Source organism: Streptococcaceae bacterium ESL0687 (genome assembly GCA_029392475.1).
Classification (GTDB): Bacteria; Bacillota; Bacilli; order Lactobacillales; family Streptococcaceae; genus Floricoccus.
On record CP113940.1, the window covers coordinates 578357 to 602968 of the forward strand.

Genomic DNA, 24612 nt, shown 5'->3' on the forward strand with positions numbered 1-24612 from the left:
GATGAAAAAACTATCTAAATTATACCTAGCCTTAGTCTTTATGATCCTCTATATTCCGATTTTCTACCTGATTTTCTACTCATTTAATGAGGGTGGGAATATGAACGGTTTTACAGGATTTACCTGGGATTATTACCAGCAACTTTTTGGGGATACAAGGCTTATCCTAATCGTTGTTCAAACCTTCTTCTTGGCCTTTTTATCAGCCAGTCTAGCTACCTTTATTGGACTTTTTGGGGCTTTGTATATTTATAATATTAAGAAGAAAAGACAAAATTCCCTGCTTGGTTTAAATAACATCCTTTTGGTATCGCCAGACGTTATGATTGGGGCAAGCTTTTTAATCCTATTTACCATGGTAGGTTTTAAATTAGGTTTTGTTTCTGTTTTACTAAGTCACATCGCCTTTTCAATTCCAATTGTTGTTCTGATGATTTTACCAGGTCTTAAGGATATGGATTACTCAACAGTTGATGCGGCCTTTGACCTAGGGGCAAGCCCACTTCAGGCCTTGACTGAGGTAATTTTACCTTATCTAACTCCTAGTATTATTGCAGGATTTTTCATGGCCTTCACTTACTCTCTAGATGACTTTGCAGTAACCTTCTTTATTACAGGAAATGGTTTTTCAACCCTATCTGTTGAAATCTATTCTAGGGCCCGTAGGGGAATTAGTCTTGAAATCAATGCTTTAAGTACCCTAGTATTCCTATTTTCGGTTATACTTGTAATAGGTTATTATTTCATCAGCAAGGAGAAAAAAGATGCGTGATGTTACGCCTAGACGTACATCTGCCTCCGGAAATAATCCCCACAAGAAAACCAGACTCATCTTACTTTTAACCCTGGCCTTAATAGCCGTGACTGCTTTATTTGGTCTATCCTATTTTAGTTCAAAGGACTCTAGTAGTTCATCAATTGAAAAAATTGACTGGATTGAAAATACCTATGTCTATGATCAGGCAGGTATGTTTAAGGATCAGACCAAAAGTCAAGTAAACCTTCAATTGAAAAATCTTGAACAGGCAACTGGAGATCAAATTGATGTTGTAACAGTTGAAAATCTCAAAGGTTATTCCATTGAAGAATACGCAAATGAGCTTTTTAATAAGTCAGGATTTGGTCAAAAAGAGGACAGCAAGGCTATCCTACTTTTGATTGCAAAAGATGAAAACAAGGTCAGAATAGAGGTCGGCTACGGTCTAGAGGGTCAAATTAATGACGGAAAAGCCGGTCGTATTCTTGATCAATCCTTTGTTCCTTATAGGAATAAGGGAGACTATGATGCAGCCTTAGAAAATACCATTCTTGCCCTAACATCTGCCTTAAAAGGAGAAGATCTCTCATCTGACCAATCTTCAAGCTCAAGTGAAAGCTCAGCTGAGGCAAATAATCAGAGTAGAAGTGGGTCATCAAATTTTTCAAAGGTGGCTAAATTTTTATTCGTAGCCTTTATCATTATTATCCTAATCATTAGCTTTGGTGGTGGTTCAGGCGGCGATTTCCTCTTCATTTTGCTTTCCCTTTTAGGCGGAGGCGGTAGAGGATCTGGTTCTGGTGGCGGTGGCTTTACCGGCGGCGGATTTGGTGGTGGTAGTTCAGGCGGAGGCGGTGCTTCCCGCTAGGACTACTCGAGAATTAAGATAAAGGAGAATCTTATGAAATTTAAAGGACTTTTAGCAGGCCTCGGTGTTGTTTTACTTTTAGTTGTTGCTTTCTTTACTATGAGTAATTCGATGGTTCGATCAGAAAATGAAGTTGAAGGAAAATATGCTGATATCGAGACTCAGCTTCAAAGAAGAAATGATTTGATTCCTAACCTTGTTGAGGTAACAAAAGGTTATGCTAGCCATGAAGAAAAGATTTATACAGATATTGCCAATGCTCGTGCGAAAATGATCCAAGCTGGAAATTCTGGTGATGTAAGCCAAATTTCAGATGCCAATGATCAACTTACTGGAGCCCTAAGTCGCTTGCTTGTCCTTCAAGAAAGTTACCCTGATCTAAAGGCAAGCCAACAATTTACCCAGCTAGCAGATGAACTTGCTGGAACTGAAAATCGTATTGCCGTAGCCCGCAAGGACTACAATGACGCTGTTAAAAACTACAATAACGGAATTACAACCTTCCCAAGAAGTATTGTAGCTAGCATGCGTGGTCTTCACAAGAAAGAATACTTCAAGGCAAGCGAATCAGCTAAAGAAGTTCCAACTGTTAGCTTTGGAAGTACAGAAAGTACCAGCTCAAATTAAATATGAAAAAATTACTATCGTTTTTTGGCGGAATACTAGCCATAATAATTATTTTAGCAGCAGTCTCTACCGGAATTGAAAAAAAATCTGGTGCAGCTACCGCAGAAAATACAATGACCATTTACAACTGGGGGGATTATATTGATCCCGACCTTTTAAAGAAATTTGAAGAAGAAACAGGCTACAAGGTAAATTATGAAACCTTCGACAGTAATGAAGCCATGTATACAAAGATTCAACAGGGGGGAACCTCTTATGATATCGCAATTCCAAGTGAATACATGATTGAAAAACTAATCGATGAAGGTTTGATTGAAAAACTTGATAAGTCTAAAATCAAAGGTCTAGAAAATATTGACAAAAAATTCCTAGACCTGCCTTTTGATCCAGGAAATACCTACTCAATTCCTTATTTCTGGGGAACAGTTGGTATCGTCTATAATGATGCTCTTGTTGACCAGGCACCAACCAGCTGGGATGATCTTTGGTCAAGCGACTACAAGGACAATATAATGCTTGTAGACGGGGCCCGTGAAATTATCGGAATGGCCTTAAATGCCCAAGGTGACAGCCTTAACTCAACAGATATCAATCAAATTGACCAGGCAACCAAGCACCTAGAGGAACTTACGCCTAATGTTAAGGCAATTGTTGCTGACGAAATCAAGCAGTATATGATTGGTGAAGAAGCCATGGCTGCTGTAACCTTCAGTGGGGAAGCAGTTGAAATGATTGAAGAAAACGAAAATCTTCATTATGTAGTTCCTAAGGAAGGAAGTAACCTATGGTTTGACAACATGGTTATCCCTAAAACTTCGGTCAATCAAAAAGCAGCTTATGACTTTTTAAACTTTATGTTGCGTCCTGAAAATGCAGCTCAAAATGCTGAATATGTAGGGTATGCCACTCCTAATGACACAGCAAAAGAATTGCTGCCAGATGATGTTAAAAATGACAAGCAGTTTTACCTTGATGATGAAACAATGAATCACCTAGAAGTCTACAAGGATCTGGGTAAAAAATGGTTGGGAATCTATAACGACAAATTCCTCCAGTTCAAGATGTATAGAAAATAATGAATCTAGTTTCTAGCTTCATAATTCCACAAATGACTGAATTCCTTTGACAAGGGATTCAGTTTTTTTATTATTAATATTTCGATTGGGCCTAATATAATGTTATACTTAAGTTTAATATAGTAAAAAGGGAAGGAAAGCAAGTTAGCTTGACGGGTAAAGGAATGAAGAAAATTGGTATTAGGGAGGTAGCAAAGGAAGCCCAGGTATCACCAACAACTGTTTCAAGGGTCTTAAACAATAGGGGCTATATCAGTGAGGAGACTAAGACTAAGGTTTTAGAGGCCATGGAAAAATTACAGTACTATCCTAATGAACTGGCCAGGGCTCTTTTTAAAAATGAAACCTATACAGTGGGGCTTATTTTTCCAACAATTACCAATCCCTTCCATGCTGAGCTTATTCAAAGTATTGAACTTGAGCTTTCAAATCAGGGTTACAAGGTTCTTTTGTGTAATAGCCTAAATAATCCGGAAAAGGAAAAGGCTTATTTGAGCATGCTGAGGAAGAATCAGGTTGACGGCATTATTGTGGGAACCCATAATAACAATATTGACGACTATAATATTCCGGGACTTCCAATAGTTGCTATTGATAGAAGTCTTGGCAAGGGAACAATAACTGTGTCTTGTGATAACTATAGGGGCGGAGAAATTGCTACCACCCTTCTAATTGAAGAAGGGTGCAAGCATATTCTATGTATTAGGGGAAATAGTAAGATTAAACTGCCAGCAAACAGTAGAACCTTGGCCTATAAGAATATAATGGCTGCCAACAAACTTGAAGAACACATTTTAGAGGTTCCCTTTACTGATAGTATTGAAAGTAAGAATCAGATTATAGGTGATTATTTGGCTAACCACCAGGAAATTGATGGAATCTTTGCGGGAGACGATTTGCTAGCAAGTCTAGCCCTCAAAAACTTAGAAGATTTATCCAGATCAGTACCAGATGAGGTTAAACTTGTAGGTTTTGATGGGGCTAAAGAAACCATGGTTTATAATCCCAAACTGACAACGATTGAACAGCCCATTGGTTTGATTGCTGAAATCGCTGTGAAAAAACTTTTAAATATGATTTCTGGCCAGGTAGAAACTGATGACCTTCTTTTGCCAGTTAAACTTCTTAAAAATAAAACTGCTTAAACTGGATTTGTTCTATCAATCCAGTTTTTTTGAAAAAATTTTATGAAACGGGTTGACATATGAAACCGGTTGCTATATACTGAACCTGTAAATAAAACGTTTTCATAAAAAGGAGAGAAAATGAAAGAGAATTCTAGGGTGAGTAATGGGCACGAAATTTACTATCAGCCAAAAGATATTTGGGTGGGAGACATCATGCCTTACGGGAAGGACGGGAAGTTCTATATCTACCATCAACGAGATACAAGAAATCCAGGTCCCTTCGGTGAACCCTTTGGTTGGGCACTAGCTACAACAGAAAATTTTATTGAATATGAAGATTTTGGTGAGTCACTTTTAAGGGGATCAGATGATGAGCGGGATCAATTCATCTATGCAGGATCAGTTTTTGAAGCTGATGGTAAAATTCATGCCTTCTATACAGGTTACAATCGTGAATTTTTAAAGGAAGGGAAAACCTCACAGGTTCTTCTTCATGCTGAAAGTGATGATTTTGTTCATTGGACAAAATCAGAAAAAGCTTTAGAACTTGAACCACAAGAAGGCTACGATATTCGTAACTGGCGCGATCCATTTGTTGTTTGGGATGATGAAAAAGAAGAATATCTTCTAATTCTCGGGGCTCGTAAGGGACAAGACAAGCACCTGCAAACTGGTCGCCTGGTAAAATTTACCTCTAAGGATCTTAAGGACTGGAAATTTGGCGGCGACTTCTGGGCCCCAGGACTTTACACCATGTTTGAAATGCCTGAACTCTTTAAGATTGGCGACTGGTGGTATCTGGTCTACTCTGAATACTCTGATGGCAATAAGATTCTTTACCGGATGAGTCAAAGCTTAGAAGGCCCTTGGATTAAGCCAAAGGATGAAGCCTTTGATGGTCGTGCTTACTATGCAGGTCGTACAGCCTTTGACGGGAAACGCCGGGTTCTCTTTGGTTGGGTACCAACCAAGGATCAGGATGATGACATGAACAACTACCTATGGGGTGGAACCTTTGTTCCTCATGAAGTTTATCAAAGAGAGGACTTTACCCTCGGAGTTAAGCCAATTGATGAGGTTTGGGAAGTTTTCACTGATAAAAAGGAATTAGAGAATGTTGAAATCTTAACAGTTGATACTCGGGAAGAGGTAGTGCTAGTTGAAGATAGTGGTAAGTTTTTCAGCTTAGAAACAACTATTTCCTTTGATGAAAATCTAAGTGACTTCTCCCTAAGATTTTATAAAAATCTTGAAACAGACGAATCTTACGAATTCCGTTTTAATCTTGATGAAAGTTACTTAAGTTTTGATAAAAATCCTTGTTACCCGTGGTTCCAATATATGGATAAAGGTTTACGAAGACCACTTGATCTCAAGGCAGGTAATTCTTATACTATCAAGGTCATTGTAGACGATAATATCATGACACTTTATATTGACGGAGTTGCTTTAAATGTGCGTGTCTACAATCAATTTGGGTCAGCAATTAGCCTGACTGCAACTAATGGTTGTCTGCTAGCAAGGGATATAAACTTTTCAAATAGGATTGTTAAGTAGGTTGGTAAAAACTTAAATTGACAAAGAGAAGGAGTAGAAGTTGGACTATAAAAAGATTGCTGAAAAGGTACTAGCTGAGGTTGGTGGTAAATCAAATATTACGAGTGTCACCCACTGTGTAACACGTTTACGATTAATATTAAAGGATAATGATAAGGTTGATTATGATGCCCTTGAATCCATCGAAGGGGTTAAGGGGGTAATTTTTAATAGTGGCCAGGTTCAAATAATTTTTGGAGCAGGTGCTGTTAATCAAGCCTATGATGAATTTGTTAAGCTGACAGGTGTAAAGGAAGTCTCACTTTCGCAGATGAAGGACGAGGGAGTAAGTAACTCAGGAAATAAACTCCAACAAGGATTTAAGATTTTCTCTGACATTTTTATTCCTATTATCCCGGCCTTCATAGGAGCAGCGATGATTTTAGGGCTTCGTTCCCTAATTACTACTCCTGGAATCTTTGGCATGGAGGGAACCTTAGCTGATAAGAGTGTCTTCCTAAATGATTTGGCCAGTTTCTTTGGAATCATTGCAACAACATTTGACTACTTGCCTGTTCTTATCATGTATTCAGCTACCAAGCGTTTTGGAGGAAATCCTATTCTGGGTCTTCTGGTCGGATTTGTAATGATTCATCCGGGACTTGCCAATAGAAATGATTTGGCAAGTGGGGCTTTAACTCCTGATTCATGGCACCTCTTTGGTCTAAGTGTTCCAATGGTTGGTTTCCAAGGCGGAGTTTTCCCAGCTATTTTAACCTCTTGGTTCTTGGCTAAGGTTGAAAAATTGACCAGTAAGTATTCGCCGCAGGCCCTGTCTTACATCTTGGTCCCAACCCTAACCATTATTCTAGCCAATTTGGCCCTCTTCTTGGTCTTTGGTCCTCTGGGTAACTTTGTTGGAGCAGTTCTTGGTGGAATTATTGACTTCCTCTACATGAAAATGGGAGTCTTTGGAGCCTTTGTCTTTGCTGCAGCCTTGCAGCCACTGACAGTTACAGGAACCCAACATGCCATTCAAGGTATTGAAGCAAATCTAATTGCCACAACTGGTTTTAACTATATTCAGCCCATTTGGTCAGTATCAATCATTGCCCAAGGTGGGGGATGTATTGGAATGTATCTCCTATTTAAGAAGAAATCTAAAGATCGTGAGATTGCCCTATCGAGTTTTGTACCAACCCTTGTTGGGATTACAGAGCCTGCAATCTTTGCTGTAAATCTTAAATATTCAATTGTACCCTTTGTCTGCTCATTCATCGGAGCAGGATTTGGGGGTGTTGTTATGAAGATATTTGATGTGAAAGCAATTGGCCAAGGCCTGACAGTTCTTCCAGGACTTACAATCGCAAATCCAGTTCTCCCTTATATTTTAGGAAACCTGGTTGCCTTTACTTTACCAATTATATTTATCCTGTCATATGACAAGTACAAACAGTTTATCCCTGAAGGAAAACATAAAAAATCTAAAAACAAGAATACAAAAAATTCCCTCCAAGCAAATAAAGCTAGGAAAGCAGTAGTTTGATTGTGGGTGGATAGAAAAGGAATTAAAAATGAGAAAAATTTTAATAGCAAGTCACGGAAAGCTAGCCAGCGGTTTATTAAGTAGTATCGAGCTCTTAGCTGGTATAAAGGATGGAATAGTAGCTATCGATGCTTATGTTGACGACAATGATTTTGAAAAAGAATTGAATCAATTTATTGATTCAGTTTCAAATGAAGATGAAATCTTTATTTTTACTGATTTATTTGGTGGTAGTGTTAATCAAAAGATTACCAAAAGGTGCCTTGAGGAAGGTCTAGCTGCAAATATTATTTCAGGAATGAATTTACCAGTTATTTTGGAGGTTCTACTTGCAGGAGAAGATCTAACCAAAGAAGGCCTTAATGAAATAGTCCAAAGAAGTCAGCAGGAGTTGACAGTTAATATCCTAGAGGATCTTAATTTAGTAGCTGAAGAAGACGAAGAAGAAGTATTTTTTTAAAAGGAGATAATTATGATTAAAGCAGTAAGAATTGATGAACGTTTAATACATGGGCAAGTAGCTATGACTTGGACTAAAAGCTTAAAATTAACAGGTCTTGTTGTAGCAAGTGATGAGGCAGCAAACAATGATATTCAAAAGATGACCTTAAAAATGTCAGCGCCTTCAGACGTAAAAGTAATTATTAAAAATGTTGATGATGCAATTAAACTACTAGAAGATCCAAGGGCAAGTCAGATGAACCTTATGGTTTTAGTTCCGACCGTTAAAGATGCAGTTAAGGTCGCAAAAGCTTTCCCAACAGAAGTTGAACTTATGAATGTTGGAAATGCTGGAAAGATGTCAGGGCCAAGTGAAGAAAAAGTAACTTTAACAAAAGAAGTAATGCTTACCCAGCCAGAACTTGATAGCTTAAAGGAATTGGTCGAAATATATCCAGAAACAGTTTTCCAACCGACACCTGCAATGGAAAAACATTCAGCAAAAGCAATTTTAAGCAGTCATTAAAATATTTATTTTAAGTAAAAGGAGAGAAGGATAATAATATGTATGATGCATTTGTAGTGGCCCTAGCTGTATTTGTTGGGGTTGCAGGACATGAGATGTTTGGGATGTCCATGTTAAGCCGCCCGATAGTAGTGGCGCCTCTTGCAGGGCTTTTAATGGGAGACATCCAGACGGGATTAATCATCGGGGCATCCCTTGAAGCCATATTTATGGGAGTTGTAAATATTGGTATTTCAAGTACAGCTGAACCTGCTTTAGCAGCAGGTCTAGCAACAGCTTTTGCCATTAAAATGGGAGGTAATGTTGATGCGGTAATTCCAATCGTATTCCCGCTTGCCGTGTTAGGTTTACAATTACTTAATATGATTTTTTCATTCGTCTGTGGACCGATGGCAACAAACTTCCTTAAACTGGCAAAAGAGGGTGATGAAAAAGGAATAGTAAAACTACACTATGTAATTTGGTTTGTTCACTACGGCCTATACGCACTTATTCCATTCTTTGCAGTTTTATTTGGTGCAAATGTAGTGATGACTGTTCTAGATAGTATTCCACCAGTTATTATGAATGGACTTACTGTTGCTGGTAACCTCCTTCCTGCTGTGGGTATGGCTATGTTGCTTCGCATGCTTTGGAGTAAAAATCTGGCAGTTTGGTTCTTCTTTGGTGCAGTTGTAATGGCCTACTTTGAATTACCACTTATTGCCATTGCTGCAATTGGAACAATCATTGCAATTGTGATGGCTCAAAGAGACTTACAACTGAAAGGTATGCAGGCTAGCCCTGCTCAACAGGGACAAGCTACAACTGTTAGCGGTAATCAAGAAGAGGAGGATTTCTTTCAATGAAATTAACTGAAGGTATTTCTAAGGATGAAAAAAAATTAGTTAGAAAAATGTTTTGGCGTTCTATGACCATGTACGCATCTGTTAATCCCGTAACCATGGGAGGAGGAGGATTTTCCTACTCAATGATGCCATTCATCAATCATTTTTATAAGAATGAAGAAGACCGTGTGGCTGCTCTTGAACGTCATACTCAGTATTTTTCAACAACAGTTCCCTGTGCTTCGTTCATTATGGGGATAGCTGCTTCAATGGAAAAGGAAAATTCTGAAAAAGAAGGATTTGATGTTGAAAGTATTAATGCCATTAAAACCAGTTTAATGGGACCACTTGCAGGTATTGGTGACTCTCTCTTTTGGGGGGTATGGCGAGTGGTTAGTGCAGGTCTAGCGATAAACCTTGCAAATGCAGGAAATGTCCTAGCTCCTATTATTTTCTTGATCATGTTTAACGTTCCCAACTACCTTACAAGATATTACGGTGGAATATTGGGTTACTCTCTTGGATCAAAATATATCGAAAAATTATATGCTAATGGTTTGATTGAAATTCTAACAAAGGCCGCAAGTATTTTAGGTCTAATCATGGTGGGAGCCATGACAATTAGTATGGTCAAATTCAATACAACTCTAAGTTTTTCTATGAAAGGTGAAGAGCTTATGAGCGTTCAGGAGATTTTGGACAGCATTTTTAAAGGAATTATCCCACTATTAGTTACTCTAGGATGTTTCAAACTACTAGATAAAAAAGTTGGAATCATAAAAATTATCTTTGGTATAGTTGCTCTAGGGATCATCCTTTCATTGCTTAAAATTGCTTAAGAACTAAGGAAGGAAATACTGTTATCAAATCAATTATTAATCTAAAAAAACATCCTTTTTTCAATATTGAAGTTAATGAATTAGGGCAGGTTACTAGCGATAATAAATTTAGTTACTACACAGATTTAGGTTCGACTGAAGGATTGAGTTTTGATGTTAGTAATCAAAAGACCTTAGCTAACTTTGATGCCTATGGTAGCCTTAAAATGCTTACCTTTTATAGGGAGAACCTTTTAACAGAAGAGAAACCTGGAGTTTGGGTCAATAAACAATTGTCCCAAACTTCAAATATTTCTTTAACTCTTGAAGTAGACGGAGTTATTTATGATCTATCTAAACCAGATCATTTAGTCACAGCAGATATTATTAAAGATAGTCTGCCTAGATTTATTCATTCCTATCCAAAATTTACGGTATATCTTGTTCCTTTTGCCCCAATTACAGAAGGCAAAAGATTAAGTATGCTGATTGAGCAGGTCTTTATAGTCAATACCAGTGGTAAGAAAATAAAGGCAATCTTAAGGGATATTCCCCTCTATCAAAAAAAATATTCTGATCAACAGAATATTTTAATATTTAATAAGGCTTCAGAAAAAGAAATCGAGCCAGGCGAGAGTGGTGAATACTCTGTGGCCTTGGTGGATCCAAATTCCTATGCACAGTCTGAGTCTTTTAAGGATGCAGACCTTAACCAGTGGCTTAATGATACCCTTGATTATTTTGACGGAATTTACGGGGATCTTAAATTAGAAGATGAAAAGCTTGCTCATCTTTATAGGAGAGCACTTTATCAAAGTTTTTCAAGCTTTGGAATGGACAGTGGTTCCAAAATGGTAGGTAGCAATTGGGGTAGTTACCCAGCTACAAATAGGATTTGGAACAAGGATATGTACTACGCATCATTGCCTTTTATCTTTTTTGATGAAAATTTATGTCAGGAAACTATTCTTTGGTTTACTAAGTTTGGAGTGAAATTTCCTGGATCAAAATTTCCAGGAGGCATAAACCACTCCCTCAGTAATTCTTTATCTAGCGCCCTTTTATCTACCCTATATTTTGAATATACGAGTGATTTAGAATTCTTTAAAAAGCATACTCATGTTTTAGAAGTTATTACAAATATTATTGATACGGTCATAAGTCAAAAAAATGAAGAAGATCCTTTCTTATTTCAGTCCACCTGGATTTCTGATGCCTTCTCTTTAGGAAAATATCATACGGGAAGCAATATTTGCTTATGGAAGGCCTGCCAAGGAGTTTCTAAAATATTACTAGCTTTAGATATGAAGGAAAAAGGAATTCATTACCAGAAGCTGGCAGATTGTTTAAAAAATTCAATTTTAGAAAATATGACAACAGATGGCCCCTTTGGTAGGCAATTCCTCGAGGGTATAGGCGATATTGAAAAGGATAAATATAGTATCAAACACTATCAAAAGCCAATTTTAGAGCAGGGTTTAATCTTTTTAAGTGATGTCATAGAAGACGGGCAGATAAATTTATTAATGCATGATGGAGAAGAGTCAGATACTACCCTGATTCCCTTCTACCAATTTTTATCCCAGGAGGATTCTATTTACAAGCAGACCTTAGAATTTACTGCTAGTAAATTTAACCCTACTTATAGTGAAGACATAGAAGGTATAACATGGGGGTTAGAATCAGGTGCAACCTTCCCTGGATTTACTACAGTGCTAATGAGTTCTCTTTTAGAAAAAGATAAATTTTCTAGGAGATTGCAGGAACTTTTTAACCTGGCAGACTTAGATGGATCTTGGTGGTGGTGGCCATATAAACTTGAGGCATCTAAGGGAGATGTGGTTAGAGATTTTGGCTGCGGGAAATGTGCCTGGGCATCGGGAATTTTTGTAAGTACTATGTTAACCCAATATTTTGGTCTTAGCTTTGAGCAAGGGGCCTTAAAAATTAATCCAGTTGACTACTTGGAATTTACTTGGAAGAATCTTCATATAGGGAAAGCCTATGTATCAATTGAATGTAGTAGGGACTACATTGAAGTACTTAATTTATCAGAAACACCACTTGAGATTTATTCAGATAGCACTGTTTTAAACTTTAAAAAAGATAATAGTATAAAAATTAGAAGGAAAAACTAATGAGCATATTAAATGAAATAACAAAATTTAAAAAAATTCAAAGTCGAGCAATAACACCTGAAAACCCAACAGGTGAGAAGGGGAAAGCTGCCATGCTTCCTAGTTCTCTAGGACCGAGCAGAAAGGGACGAGGAGCCATTCCTTTGAAGTCTGGTGAGGAAACAATTATCGCTGATATTACTGGTCCAGGAATTATCAAGCATATGTGGATGACTATCAGGGACAAGACAGAATTTGGAAGCTTTGTTTTACGGGATTTGATTTTAAGAATTTACTGGGACGGATCAGCTGAACCTGCAGTTGAAAGTCCTTTGGGCGATTTTTTCTGTAATGGTTTTGGGGAGAGGTGTGATATTAACTCACTGCCAATTGTTGTAAATCCTACAGGTGGTTTTAATTCATATTTTGAAATGCCATTTAATAAATCAGCAAAAGTTACTATTGAAAACCTTCATCCAAAAGATATGACCTCATTCTTTTATACAATTAATTATGCCTTGGTTGAAGAACTGGAAGACAATACCATGTATTTCCATGCTAATTGGAAGCGCGAGAGAATAACTGAATTGCAAAAGGATTATAAGTTAATTGATAATTTGCAAGGGCAAGGATACTATGTCGGAACTTATTTGGCCCTAACTTGTTTGGAAAGATACTGGTGGGGCGAGGGTGAATTTAAATTCTACATTGATGGTGATGACGATTACCCTACAGTAACATCTACTGGTTCAGAAGACTACTTTGGGGGTGCTTGGGCCTTTCATGAGTATGACGAACAGGGTAGACCGCATGCTAAAAATTACTGTACTCCGTTTTTAGGATACCCGTTCCAATCAAATAGAGATGCGACCCGTGATCGTTTTGAAACAGGTAAATTAAATGCAGTTCATGCTTTTGGTGATGATGCCCTACCTATGCACGGGCTCTACCGCTGGCACCTTCAAGATCCTATTTGTTTTAGTAAGGATTTGACAGTTACCCTCCAACAAATTGGTAATGATGATGTAAGATTATTTGAGCGTCAAGATGATGTTTCAAGCGTTGCCTACTGGTACTCAACTGAAGCATCTGGTGAAGGTAAAAGAGAGTTTAGTGAGCGTGACCGTCTCCCTCGTTAAAAATATCCATCAAAAGCTTGTGAAATAAGCAAATGGGCGACTTTTATTTTGACACTTACATGTAATTAGTTTATTCTTTAAACATCAGATTATTGAATGTCTGAAAAAATATTAAAGGAGTTATGCTATGTTTAAAAGCGAAAAAATTGGGCTTATCATTGCAGGTATTGTCTTTCTAATTTTAGGGTTCTTGACTCTTGGACATCCTGAGCATACATTTGTTGCAATTATTTTTATGGTTGGTATCTTAAACGTTATCAATGCTTTAGTGTCAATCTATATTGCCTATAATACAGGTTCAAAAGAGATTCGTGGTAGAGAAATCCTAAATGCCTTCCTAAGTGGAATCGTTGGATTAATCTTCCTATTTTCAAAGGAAACAGGAGCTGATACAATTGCTCTAATGTTTGCCTTCTGGATTATCTTTATCTCTATTTCAAACATGACCATTGCCTTCTCAGGACTTGGAATTGGTGGATTCACTCGTATTCTTTATGTCCTAATCGGTGTATTTGGTCTTTATGCAGGTATTGGTCTCTTGCTTAACTGGGGAGTTTCAGCAGCATCATTCATCTGGTTTGTTGGATTCTTCCTTATTGCTCAAGGGGTTGCCTCAATCGTCAGCGGTTTCTTAATCCCAAGTGATGACTAGATTACCTATAGTATTAAAGATATGTGGCTTAGCTACATATCTTTTTTTGTTTTTAAAATTTAGGAAAGTTTGGGATATGACTTTTAAAGAGATTCTCCTCTTTTTTTGCTATAATAGAAGGATGACTAGATATAAGACAATAATTTCCTATGATGGAACAAATTTTTCAGGTTTTCAGCTTCAAACCAAGCAGGAGGTTAGAAGCATCCAGGGAGAGCTTGAAAAAGTATTAAAAAAAATAAATTCAGGACAAGAAGTTACTGTTTATGGTAGTGGCCGTACTGATGCTGGAGTCCATGCCATAGCTCAGGTTGTCCACTTTGATCTACCAGGAAAGCGCGATCCTGAAAAAATTCGCTTTGCTTTAGATACCCAGGGACCAGAAGATATTGCGGTACTTTCAGTTGAAGAGGTCGATGAGGACTTTCATGCTAGATACAACAAGCATGAAAAAACCTATGAGTACCTTGTAGATACAGCAAAATCAAGAAATCCCTTTAAGAGAAATTTTATGGCTCATTTCCGCTATCCACTTGACCTTGAGCGGATGCAGGAGGCTGCCTCATATCTTTTGGGTCAACACGATTTTACAGGTTTTACGGCCAGTGGGACCAGTGTGGAAGATAAGGTTAGAACCATTACCCAAGCAGAGGTTTCAAGGGTTGATGCGGAGACCATTAAGTTTACTTTTTCAGCCAACGGTTTTTTATATAAACAGATAAGAAATATGGTAGGAACTCTTCTTAAGATAGGTAATAACCGGATGGATATAGGTCAGGTTGAAAAAATACTGCAATCAAAGGACCGTAATTTAGCGGGACCAACCGCCGCCCCAGAAGGTTTATATTTAAAAGAAGTTAGGTATATTGACAAAGATTAGAGGTAAAAGAGATAAGGAGATTTTATGGAAATTAAAAGGGCTTTAACCATAGCTGGAAGTGATATCTTAAGCGGGGGAGGCTTGCAAGTAGATCTTGCGACAATGAACAACTACAGTCTATTTTCCTTTCTTGTTCTTACAAGTATTGTGACTGTGGACGGTGAAAGTTTGATGATATCAGAGATTGATTCAAATTTATTTGCCAGTCAGCTAGATAGCTTAAGAGATGTTCATCTTGATGTGATAAAGGTAGGCCTCCTTCCTAGTCAAGAACTACTTGATTTAACAGCTGACTTTTTGGAGTTTAAAAAACAAGAAGGAACTAAAATTGTAGTTGATCCAGTTTTGGTTTTTAAGGAAAGTCAGGATCAGAAGGTCATAAGTCTTGCTGAACAAATGAATAAAAGGTTGCTGCCAGTGGCTGATCTTATTACCCCAAATCTTTTAGAGGCTGAAAGTTTAGCTCAAATGGAGATTAAAAATCCCTCTGATATGGTAGAGGTTGCTAAAAAGCTTTATGCCTTAGGTGCTAAAAATGTGGTTGTAAAAGGAGGGACAAGGCTACTTGAAAAAGAAGCTCTGGATCTTTTCTATGATGGAGCTGATTTTTACTTTTTAGACAAGGATATAATTAAAGCCAATAATACTGGTGCTGGTTGTGCTTTTTCAGCAAGTATCGCAGCAAATTTAGCTTTAGGTAAAAAAGCTCTAGATGCTGTAAAAGATGCTAAGGACTATGTCTATCAGGCAATAAAAAATTCAAATGAATACGGAGTATTTGGAAAACATGAAAATTAAAAAAATTACCTTTATGGCCATATATATAGCACTACTAGTGGTGATCTCAAGCTTCCTATTAATTCCACTACCTACATCAAGTGGTTTTATTACCTTGCTTGACGCTGGGATTTTCCTTGCAGCCTTAAGATTGTCCTCAAAAACCGATGTCTTTTTGATAGGTGGTCTTGCAGCCTTTTTACTAGATCTTTTGGCAGGGTATCCCCAGTGGATGATTTTCTCCCTTCTAATTCACGGTTTTCAAGGATTCATTGCTTCCTATAAACCCCATAAAATTACCTTTGTGCTAGCCTCAGCCTTCATGGTTCTTGGTTACTTCTTGGCCACCCTTTTGATTTACAACCTTCCTACAGCTTTATCAGGTATTTCAACTAATATCTTACAGAATGTAGCAGGGATTTTAGGGGCTTTAATTTTAAATAAAATAATTGATAAGGTAGGTATCAAATGGATTTAAACAAACTTGCAGATGAAACCAGATTAATAATTAAGGATGTAATTGAAAAGTCAGCCATTAAAGAAGGTCAGCTTTTTGTCCTCGGTCTTTCTTCAAGTGAGGTCAAAGGAGCTCATATTGGAAAGGACTCAAGTAAGGAAATAGGTCAGGTTATTGTTTCAGTAATCTACGAGGAACTTAGTTCAAGAGGTATATTCTTAGGGGTTCAGGCCTGTGAACATTTAAACCGGGCCATTCTTTTGGAGGAAGAAGTAGCTCTTAAAAACAACTTTGAGATTGTTTCAGTGCTCCCAAGTCTTCATGCCGGGGGAAGTGGTCAGGTTGCGGCTTATGAACTATTTAAGAATCCTGTAGAAGTAGAATATGTTCAGGCCTTTGCAGGTCTTGATATTGGGGATACAAGTATCGGTATGCATATAAAGCATGTGCAAATCCCTATTAGACCTCTTTTAAAAGAACTGGGCTTTGCTCATGTGACGGCTCTTACAAGTAGGCCTAAATTAATCGGAGGTCAAAGGGCGACTTATTCAGTTTAACTTCCCTGAATGCATCTATAAACACCTTATATTATTTCTTTCTCTAAAGTAAGCTCTTTTTTGTAATATTTATCACAATTTGATAGAATAAGCGGGTAGGAATTTACTTATGAATTTGAAAGAATATGAGGAGAAAAGGATGAATAAGCGTAAGGTTTTAGCTATGACTTTTGCTGCGGGTTTACTAGTAGCAGGACTTGCAGGGTGTTCAAAAAAGGAAACAAGTGAAGGAGTTCTTGTTAAAGAAAGTGATGCTTCTATTTCTTCAACCGATGTATCTGGGGTAGAGGAAATAAGCGGTGAGGAGGATTTCTCAACTGTAGGTGAATTTAAGGATGTGCTTGTAGATGGTAAAAATCCAAAAATCACAAGTACTTATACCTTTGATGTTGACTATACCAATAGTAGTTGGGATAATGTTGACTTTTCAATTGATAAGGCTAAAGTTGTTGAGACGGATAAATTTAAAGAAAAAGATGATGAGGATGAATATACAGGCGCTTTAGCCCTTCATTATAAGGTGAAAAATACTGGAGATGAGGAGATTAGCATTCATCCAGAAGATGCCGTTATTGTTTTAAAGGATGGAACAGAAATCAAGGCTAAAAAATTCTCTACAAGCCTGATTAGTAAATTTAAAAAGGGTAGTAAGGAAGGAAATATCCAATTTAAATTCAAGAAATCAGAATCTGATGATCTAGCAAACATTGAAAAAATCAAGGTTGACTTCAAGGGCAAAGTAGGAGACAAGGACAAAGTTGAATACGAGTATGATGTTGAGCTTGCTGGAAATGTTGCTGAATCAGTAGAAGAGTCAAAATAATATTTTGTTTTAAAGGAAATTATTTTATAAAACAAAAAACCATTTCCCTGTAATATAACCCAAAAGTCGAATGATTTATCATTCAATTTTGGGGGTGTTCTACATCATCTTTGAAAAGGAGATTATTTGTGTTTAAAAAAGAAAAGATAGTGGCAATCGGTCTGCTGAGTCTATCAGCAACAATTTTTGTTCAGCCTACCTTGGCTTTGGAAGATGGTGCTAATGATTCAAATGCACCTTTTTCTGAAATTGACAGCCGGGCAACTTATGAGGACAAAACTCTCAAGGAGGAGTTGAAGGCTCTTTCAGCTATCTTAAATAGCAATATGATTAAGTCTGGGGAGCTTTCACCTGATGATAAACTCTCAGCAAATCAAACCAATCCATCAATCCGTTATACCATACCTGTAGTTATTGAAAATGATAAGATATCCGTAAATAAGGGAAAATCTAGCGCGGTCCGTACCCAGGTGTTTTCAAACACAAGTGGGGCAGATAATACCCTTCCCACCCCTGTTTTCAATTTTAATTATAAGGACTCAGTCACCGCGATGACTAACCGGACCACAAATGTCGCGTATCAGGTGGAAAAGGAGCTGAAGCTACCCTTCCAGATGGATGGATCAACATCAATTAATGCAAGGTACGATTATGACAGCATTAAACCCTTGACGACCACAAGCACTAAAAATTGGATAGTAACTCAGGATAGGCTGTACATTCCTGCGGGAAAAAAATACAAGGTTGAGTGGTTGGTAAATACAGGAGTCGCCCGCGGGGACGTTAAACTTACCAGCCAAGTGGAAGGATTGCTCCCTTACAAGCCAAGAGGTACTGGAACCAGCAAATATGAGTTTTACTCTGCCATCAGAGTTCAGCGCGAACTTGAAAACGAACTTCCAGGAGCCGAAAAGTGGGAGGGAGAAGACAAGTGGTTGATAACAAAAAGAGCAGAGGCCTTTAGGATCTGGGGAACAGGGAGCTTTACTGCTGAATATGTAAATGGACTTACTAGAAATGTCTATGACATCACCAATGGTGAAAGCAATGCACCTCTAGTTGAAAGTGCCCTTGTAAATATGGTTTCCACTAACTAGACCATAGTATAAAAAACCGAGCAACATAGTATGACTCAAAAGTTGGATGATTAATTTAATTAAGGGACCTAGTTTTGTATTATACAGGACTAAGTTCTTTTAATTTTACTTTAATTTGTTTCCTATTGTAGCAAGCGATTATAGTTTTTCTAGTTGTTCTCAGAATTTTATCATCTGGACTATACGTTTAGGGGACATTAATTGAGTAATATCTTTGGTTTCCAAAAATCGTTGGTAAACCCTGTGCTGATGTTTTCAGCACTAATCATTTTATAAATTATAACTTTATCTCTGTAAGCTAATTTAATAAAAAATACCCCAAGGTTGAATGATTTACCATTCAACCTTGGGGTATTTTATACTCAACATGGTTTTTACTTTGAGAATCAGTTTCTTCTATCTGTGAAGTATGAGATAACAATTATTAGGATAACTGCCCCAATAATTGATGGTATAACTGCCATTCCGGCAAGCTTGAAGCCACCATCTCCGAATAATCTTTGGCCGATAAAAGAACCAGCAAGACCTGCGAAAATTTTATAAATGACTCCCATGTTGTCAGATTGGTTGGTAATTTTTCCTGCAACGAGTCCGATTAAAGCTCCGATTATTAGTGACCAGATCATATCTTTTTCCTCCATTTTCTTTATTACATAATATTACAATTCCCTATAAATAACAAATTTGAAGATTTATTTATTGACCATTTGTGTAATTTAGGGTAGTATATAATTCGGGCACCTCTATTTGAGGTCAGACAGTAGCATCCCCCGGGGATGCTAATTTTTTTATTTTATCCCCTTAATTGTAAAATATAAGAAAGAGGAAGTTATGACAAAATACATTTTCGTTACAGGTGGTGTGGTTTCATCAATTGGTAAAGGTATTGTAGCAGCAAGTTTAGGTAGACTTTTAAAGAATCGTGGTCTTAAGGTTACCATTCAGAAATTTGACCCATATATCAATATCGACCCAGGAACAATGAGCCCTTATCAGCATGGTGAGGTATATGTTACTGATGATGGAGCAGAAACAGACCTTGACCTTGGTCACTATGAGCGTTTCATTGATATTAACCTTAACAAGTATTCAAACGTTACTACTGGTAAAATCTATTCAGAGGTTTTACGTAAGGAACGTCGTGGTGAGTACCTTGGGGCAACAGTTCAGGTAATCCCACACATTACAGACGCCCTTAAGGAAAAAATCAAACGTGCAGCAACTACAACTGACTCTGATGTAATCATTACTGAGGTTGGTGGAACAGTTGGTGACATCGAATCTCTTCCTTTCCTTGAAGCCCTTCGTCAAATGAAGGCTGATGTTGGTCGTGACAATGTAATGTACGTTCATACAACCCTTCTTCCTTACCTTAAGGCAGCAGGAGAGATGAAAACTAAACCAACTCAACACTCTGTAAAAGAACTTCGTGGTCTTGGAATCCAACCGGACATGCTAGTTATTCGTACAGAAGAGCCTGTTGAACAAGGAATCAAGAATAAATTAGCTCAATTCTGTGACGTAGCACCAGAAGCAGTTATTGAGTCTATGGACGTTGAACACCTTTATCAAATCCCACTGAATCTTCAAGCTCAAGATATGGACCAAATCGTTTGTGACCACTTGAAACTTGACGTACCAGCTGCTGATATGACTGATTGGACTAACATGGTTGATCACGTTATGAGCCTTAAGAAAACTACAAAAATTGCTCTTGTTGGTAAGTATGTAGAACTCCCTGATGCTTATCTTTCAGTTGTTGAAGCCCTTAAACATGGCGGTTACTCAAATGATACAGAGATTGATCTAAACTGGATTAATGCAGCAGAACTTACTCGTGAAAATGCTGAGACTCTTCTAGGAGATGCCGATGGAATTATCGTTCCTGGTGGATTTGGTCAACGTGGAACTGAAGGAAAAATTGCAGCCATTGAATATGCTCGTGTAAATGATGTTCCAATGCTTGGAATCTGTCTAGGAATGCAGTTAACCTGCGTTGAGTTTGCAAGAAATGTTTTAAATCTTGAGGGAGCTGATTCATCTGAATTAAATCCAGAAACAAATTATCCAGTTATTGACCTTATGCGTGACCAAGTGGATATCGAAGATATGGGTGGAACTCTAAGACTTGGACTTTATCCAGCTAAACTTAAGGCAAATAGTATGGCAGCACGTGCTTACAACAATCAAGAGGTTGTTCAACGCCGTCACCGTCACCGTTATGAATTCAACAATAAATTCCGTGAGCAATTTGAAGAAGCAGGACTTGTCTTCTCAGGTGTGTCTCCTGACAACCGTCTAGCTGAAATTGTTGAAATCACTGATAAGAAATTCTTCGTAGCCTGCCAGTATCACCCAGAATTATCAAGCCGTCCAAACCGTCCAGAAGAGCTTTTCAAAGCCTTCATTAAAGCTTCGGTTGAAAACGCAGAAGAAAAATAAAAAAATAAGGACCTAGGTCCTTATTTTTTTGCAATTAAGCCTTCTTCATAGGTTTGATTAGGCTTCCGATGATGTAGACAACAACAGCAAAAGCTGCTGAAACAATGGCTACAAGTTTAAAATCATCAGGAGTTCCTTGAAGGGCACTTAAGATGTAACCCATAACTTGCCCTAAGATTAAAGCCCAAAAAAGCACTGTAAAAAATTTCATAACATTCTCTTTTCTACAAATCATTTAAAAATACTGGAAAATACTTTCAGCATTTTTCCTCAAATTCCGCTATAATGTTAACATAAAGATTTGCTTTGAGCAAGTAATTCAGTAACGGAAAGGAAGACTATGTTTGCCCCTTTAAATGTGAAATCAGTTTATAGTTTTTTATCAAGTACTATCAATCCCAAGGCTTACATTGACCTGGCTCATGACATGAATTATGAGTATGTAGGACTTATGGATCTTGGAAATTTGCACGCAGCATATTCTTTCATAAAGGAGGCTAAAAAGAAGGGCCTAAAGCCTGTGATTGGGATTGAGCTTGGCCTTTTACTGGATGGTCTACCGTTTGATATTTGTTTTATTGCAGAAAACACTAGAGGCTATAAAAATCTATTAAAAATTTCTACCAAGTATAACTATAAAAGAAGGGAATTTTCAGAGTTTACCGAACTTCTTGATGGGATAGCCCTTGTTCTACCCCAAGGTTTTGAACTTGATGCGCCCAAGATATACACTAGGATTGATTTAGATAGTCCTAAGAATTTGACCTCTCCCTATCCGCTTTTGCCCCTGCCTGAGATTAACTACCTTTACCGAAATGAGATTGAAACGATAAATCTTCTTTCAGCCATTAAAAGTGGAAGTATTGTTGATGAGAGCATATTATATGAAAATACCAAATACCTCAAAGATAGGCTAGCTTATTCAGATTATTTTTCAAGTCATTTTCCTGCAAGCCTTGAAAATTTAAGGGAACTTCTTGCCCCCATTAATTATGATTTGGAATCTAATTTACCCCTACCAAATTTTAATCCTCAAAAGGAGGCAAGACTTGAATTAAGGGAAGATGCCTATGCAGGGCTTAATGAACAGCTAGGAAGAGTTGACGACAGCTACAAGGAAAGACTTGATTATGAATTATCTGTTATCCATAAGATGGGCTTTGATGATTATTTTTTAATTGTTGCAGATATTTTAAGTTATGCCCGCAATCATTCCATTTATACGGGAATGGGTCGGGGATCTGCCGCAGGTTCCCTTGTAGCCTATGCCCTTCAGATTACACATGTTGATCCGGTTAGAAACAACCTTCTCTTTGAACGATTTTTAAATCCTGAACGAAACAGCATGCCAGATATTGACTTAGATATTCCCCAAGACAAGAGAGAAGAGCTTTTAACTTATGTTGACAAAAGATACGGCAAGGGGCACACAGCCCAAATTGTTACCTATTCAACCTTTGGCGCCAAGCAAAGCTTGAGGGACGTAGCCAAGGCTTATGGCCTTCCAGATCATGAAGCCATAAGTCTTACTAAGTTAATCACGGGTAGGGATGGTTTACAGGAAGAGTATGCTAAAAATAATCGCCTAAGAGACGAGATTTTTAGGAACCCTCGCCTGCAAAAGGTCTATGAAATGGCCCAAAAAATTGAAGGTTTTCCAAGGCAGACCTCTATTCATGCCTCAGGTGTTATTCTTTCTGAGAAAAATTTAACAGACTACATCCCCCTAGCTCCAGGTGATAATCTGGCCATCAGCCAATATGATGCCCACATCGTTGAGGAAATTGGCCTTTTAAAAATTGACTTCTTAGGTCTTCGTAACCTCTCTCTTATTGAAAAAATGCGGGACTTGGTTTTAGAAAGATTCCGTAAAAAAATTGACTTTACTAAAATAGACCTAGAGGATCAGGAAGTATTGTCCCTTTTTAGGGAGGGAAATACCATGGGGATTTTCCAGTTTGAAAATCCTCAAATGCTCAAGATGCTTAGGAAGCTTCAACCGGATTCCTTTAATGATATTGTTAGTGCCACATCAATTTTCAGACCAGGTCCCTCTCAAAACATTGATAGCTTTATTAGAAGAAAACATAGTTTAGAAAAAATAACCTATCCAGATATGTCAATTGCTCCTATTCTTGAACCAACCTACGGGATTATGATCTATCAGGAACAAATCATTCAAATTGCAAATATCTATGCAGGCTTTTCTTTGGCCAAGGCAGATTTATTACGACGTGCCATATCTAAGAAGAATTTGAAGGAGATTGAAGCCCTCAAGGAAGACTTTATAGAAGGGGCTGTAAAAAATGGACATTCAAGGGATCAAGCCCTCTATATATATGAGCTAATTGAAAAGTTTGCCAACTATGGTTTCAATAAATCCCATGCCTATGCCTATGCGGCTCTAGCGGTTCAATTGGCCTATTTTAAGACCTATTATAAGGAAGTTTTTTACGAGGTCCTTTTAGAAGATGGTAAAAGGGATTTGTATTTAAAGGACGCTAGGAAAAATCATCTGGATTTTACAAGATTATCTATAAATGACATGCCTTATTATGACAAGGTAGCCCACGGAAAAATTTATCTGGGACTTAAGAATGTTAAGGGAGTCAGTAGGGATTTGGCCCTTCATATTATTAATCATAGGCCTTATAAGGACTTTAGTGATTTTATCAAAAAACTCCCAGATAATTTTCAAAAAACAGCCCAGATAAATCCCCTGATTCAAATTGGCGCCTTTGACCTATTTGATACCAATAGAAGAAAGTTACTTGAAAACCTTCCCAAACTAATTGACTACAGTCAGACCATTCAACTTGATTTATTTGCGACAACTGCCCTAAGTTTTTCTTACATGGATTATGAAGATTACAGCCAACTAGAGCGTTACAATTTTGAAGCAGAAATCTTAGGGGCTGCCCTAACCCCCCATCCATTGGCTGATATTAGAGCCTCTTATAAGGGTGAGGTAACAAGTATTGATAGTATTTCTGAAGCGCGTGATGTATCTATTTTAGTTGAACTGATAAGTCTTAGGGAGCACAAGACAAAAACAGGGGAGAAGATGGCCTTCTTGAAGGTCGAAGATCCAACAGGTGATTTAGATGTAACCCTTTTTCCAGAAAACTACCGCCTTTACCGGAAGATCCTTGAAGAAGGAGGGGTTTATCTGATAAATGGTCAAGTAAATACCCGTAATGGCAACCTTCAAATGGTCGCTCAAAAAATAATCAAAGGCTTTAAGAGCGAAAAAAATTTATGGCTAAATGTTAAGGACCAAAGTCATAACAAACAGCTTGCGACTATTTTAAGGGAGTTTCCTGGTTTTGTACCGGTAATTATTCACTGGCAAGACAGTGGGATGACCAAAAAACTGGAAATTACCATTGAAGAAAACGTTTTACTAGACAAAAAACTATCACCCTACATTTTGAAAGCGATTTACAAATAATTAATTGTTAAAAACTAGGACATATGAGATAAATAATGCTATAATACTAATGGTCAAAATATTGATGGAGG

General features: G+C 37.6%; 24 protein-coding genes. 22 read left to right on the forward strand and 2 right to left on the reverse strand.

The genetic code is table 11. The annotated features are described in order from the left end of the window. Position 1 precedes the first annotated feature (1 nt). From OZX60_02955 to OZX60_03050, 20 genes are all read left to right on the forward strand, one after another. Complete coding sequence (locus OZX60_02955) at positions 2-772, forward strand: ABC transporter permease (protein ID WEV45704.1); 771 nt, start codon at positions 2-4, stop codon at positions 770-772. Further along, positions 765-1625, forward strand: a complete 861-nt coding sequence (locus OZX60_02960) for a TPM domain-containing protein (GenBank protein ID WEV45705.1) — start codon at positions 765-767, stop codon at positions 1623-1625. The genes OZX60_02955 and OZX60_02960 overlap by 8 nt, the downstream gene beginning before the upstream one ends. A 33-nt stretch (positions 1626-1658) precedes the next feature. Further along, entirely contained in the window at positions 1659-2252 is a 594-nt protein-coding gene (locus OZX60_02965; GenBank protein ID WEV45706.1) for a LemA family protein, read from the forward strand. Positions 2253-2254: 2 nt separating this feature from the next. Continuing rightward, positions 2255-3328, forward strand: coding sequence for an ABC transporter substrate-binding protein (locus tag OZX60_02970; GenBank protein WEV45707.1), 1074 nt, complete (start codon positions 2255-2257; stop codon positions 3326-3328). 164 nt (positions 3329-3492) lie between these two features. Beyond that, positions 3493-4473, forward strand: a complete 981-nt coding sequence (locus OZX60_02975; GenBank protein ID WEV45708.1) for a LacI family DNA-binding transcriptional regulator — start codon at positions 3493-3495, stop codon at positions 4471-4473. Positions 4474-4593: 120 nt separating this feature from the next. Further along, positions 4594-6012 (forward strand): family 43 glycosylhydrolase, encoded by a 1419-nt coding sequence (locus OZX60_02980; GenBank protein ID WEV45709.1) that lies wholly within the window; start codon positions 4594-4596, stop codon positions 6010-6012. A gap of 40 nt (positions 6013-6052) precedes the next feature. Continuing rightward, complete coding sequence (locus tag OZX60_02985; GenBank protein WEV45710.1) at positions 6053-7537, forward strand: PTS transporter subunit EIIC; 1485 nt, start codon at positions 6053-6055, stop codon at positions 7535-7537. 28 nt (positions 7538-7565) lie between these two features. Further along, positions 7566-7997 (forward strand): PTS fructose transporter subunit IIA, encoded by a 432-nt coding sequence (locus OZX60_02990; GenBank protein WEV45711.1) that lies wholly within the window; start codon positions 7566-7568, stop codon positions 7995-7997. A gap of 12 nt (positions 7998-8009) precedes the next feature. Then, the gene (locus OZX60_02995; protein WEV45712.1) at positions 8010-8504 is read left to right on the forward strand and encodes a PTS sugar transporter subunit IIB; all 495 of its coding nucleotides are present in this window, start codon (positions 8010-8012) and stop codon (positions 8502-8504) included. Between the two features lie 38 nt (positions 8505-8542). Then, a complete protein-coding gene (locus OZX60_03000; protein ID WEV45713.1) occupies positions 8543-9352 on the forward strand; it encodes a PTS sugar transporter subunit IIC in 810 nt (269 codons plus the stop codon). Next, a complete protein-coding gene (locus tag OZX60_03005) occupies positions 9349-10170 on the forward strand; it encodes a PTS system mannose/fructose/sorbose family transporter subunit IID (protein WEV45714.1) in 822 nt (273 codons plus the stop codon). Before OZX60_03000 ends, OZX60_03005 begins: the two co-directional genes overlap by 4 nt. Positions 10171-10313: 143 nt before the next feature. Beyond that, positions 10314-12287 (forward strand): glycoside hydrolase, encoded by a 1974-nt coding sequence (locus tag OZX60_03010; protein WEV45715.1) that lies wholly within the window; start codon positions 10314-10316, stop codon positions 12285-12287. Beyond that, positions 12287-13405, forward strand: a complete 1119-nt coding sequence (locus tag OZX60_03015) for a DUF2961 domain-containing protein (GenBank protein WEV45716.1) — start codon at positions 12287-12289, stop codon at positions 13403-13405. Before OZX60_03010 ends, OZX60_03015 begins: the two co-directional genes overlap by 1 nt. 127 nt (positions 13406-13532) lie before the next feature. Further along, the gene (locus OZX60_03020) at positions 13533-14057 is read left to right on the forward strand and encodes a DUF308 domain-containing protein (GenBank protein ID WEV45717.1); all 525 of its coding nucleotides are present in this window, start codon (positions 13533-13535) and stop codon (positions 14055-14057) included. 121 nt (positions 14058-14178) lie between these two features. Further along, on the forward strand, positions 14179-14937 hold the full coding sequence (gene truA, locus OZX60_03025; GenBank protein WEV45718.1) for a tRNA pseudouridine(38-40) synthase TruA: 759 nt from the start codon (positions 14179-14181) through the stop codon (positions 14935-14937). Positions 14938-14961: 24 nt separating this feature from the next. Beyond that, complete coding sequence (locus OZX60_03030; protein ID WEV45719.1) at positions 14962-15735, forward strand: bifunctional hydroxymethylpyrimidine kinase/phosphomethylpyrimidine kinase; 774 nt, start codon at positions 14962-14964, stop codon at positions 15733-15735. After that, entirely contained in the window at positions 15725-16192 is a 468-nt protein-coding gene (locus OZX60_03035) for an ECF transporter S component (GenBank protein ID WEV45720.1), read from the forward strand. Before OZX60_03030 ends, OZX60_03035 begins: the two co-directional genes overlap by 11 nt. Next, positions 16183-16728 carry a TIGR01440 family protein gene (locus OZX60_03040; protein WEV45721.1) on the forward strand — a complete coding sequence of 182 codons (546 nt, stop codon included), beginning with the start codon at positions 16183-16185 and terminating at the stop codon, positions 16726-16728. The genes OZX60_03035 and OZX60_03040 overlap by 10 nt, the downstream gene beginning before the upstream one ends. Positions 16729-16867: 139 nt before the next feature. Beyond that, positions 16868-17551, forward strand: coding sequence for a hypothetical protein (locus OZX60_03045; protein ID WEV45722.1), 684 nt, complete (start codon positions 16868-16870; stop codon positions 17549-17551). 128 nt (positions 17552-17679) lie between these two features. Further along, the gene (locus tag OZX60_03050) at positions 17680-18648 is read left to right on the forward strand and encodes an ETX/MTX2 family pore-forming toxin (protein ID WEV45723.1); all 969 of its coding nucleotides are present in this window, start codon (positions 17680-17682) and stop codon (positions 18646-18648) included. Between the two features lie 386 nt (positions 18649-19034). Here the strand turns inward: OZX60_03050 and OZX60_03055 are convergent, their stop codons facing one another. Beyond that, a complete protein-coding gene (locus tag OZX60_03055) occupies positions 19035-19274 on the reverse strand; it encodes a GlsB/YeaQ/YmgE family stress response membrane protein (GenBank protein WEV45724.1) in 240 nt (79 codons plus the stop codon). A 205-nt stretch (positions 19275-19479) separates the two neighbouring features. On the opposite strand from OZX60_03055, the gene OZX60_03060 reads away from it, so the two are divergent. Continuing rightward, the gene (locus OZX60_03060; protein WEV45725.1) at positions 19480-21090 is read left to right on the forward strand and encodes a CTP synthase; all 1611 of its coding nucleotides are present in this window, start codon (positions 19480-19482) and stop codon (positions 21088-21090) included. A gap of 34 nt (positions 21091-21124) precedes the next feature. On the opposite strand, the gene OZX60_03065 is transcribed toward OZX60_03060, so the two are convergent. Further along, positions 21125-21301 carry a YjzD family protein gene (locus tag OZX60_03065; GenBank protein WEV45726.1) on the reverse strand — a complete coding sequence of 59 codons (177 nt, stop codon included), beginning with the start codon at positions 21299-21301 and terminating at the stop codon, positions 21125-21127. Between the two features lie 129 nt (positions 21302-21430). Between OZX60_03065 and OZX60_03070 the strand changes: the two genes are divergently transcribed. Continuing rightward, positions 21431-24541, forward strand: coding sequence for a DNA polymerase III subunit alpha (locus tag OZX60_03070; GenBank protein WEV45727.1), 3111 nt, complete (start codon positions 21431-21433; stop codon positions 24539-24541). The last annotated feature ends 71 nt before the right edge of the window (positions 24542-24612 follow it).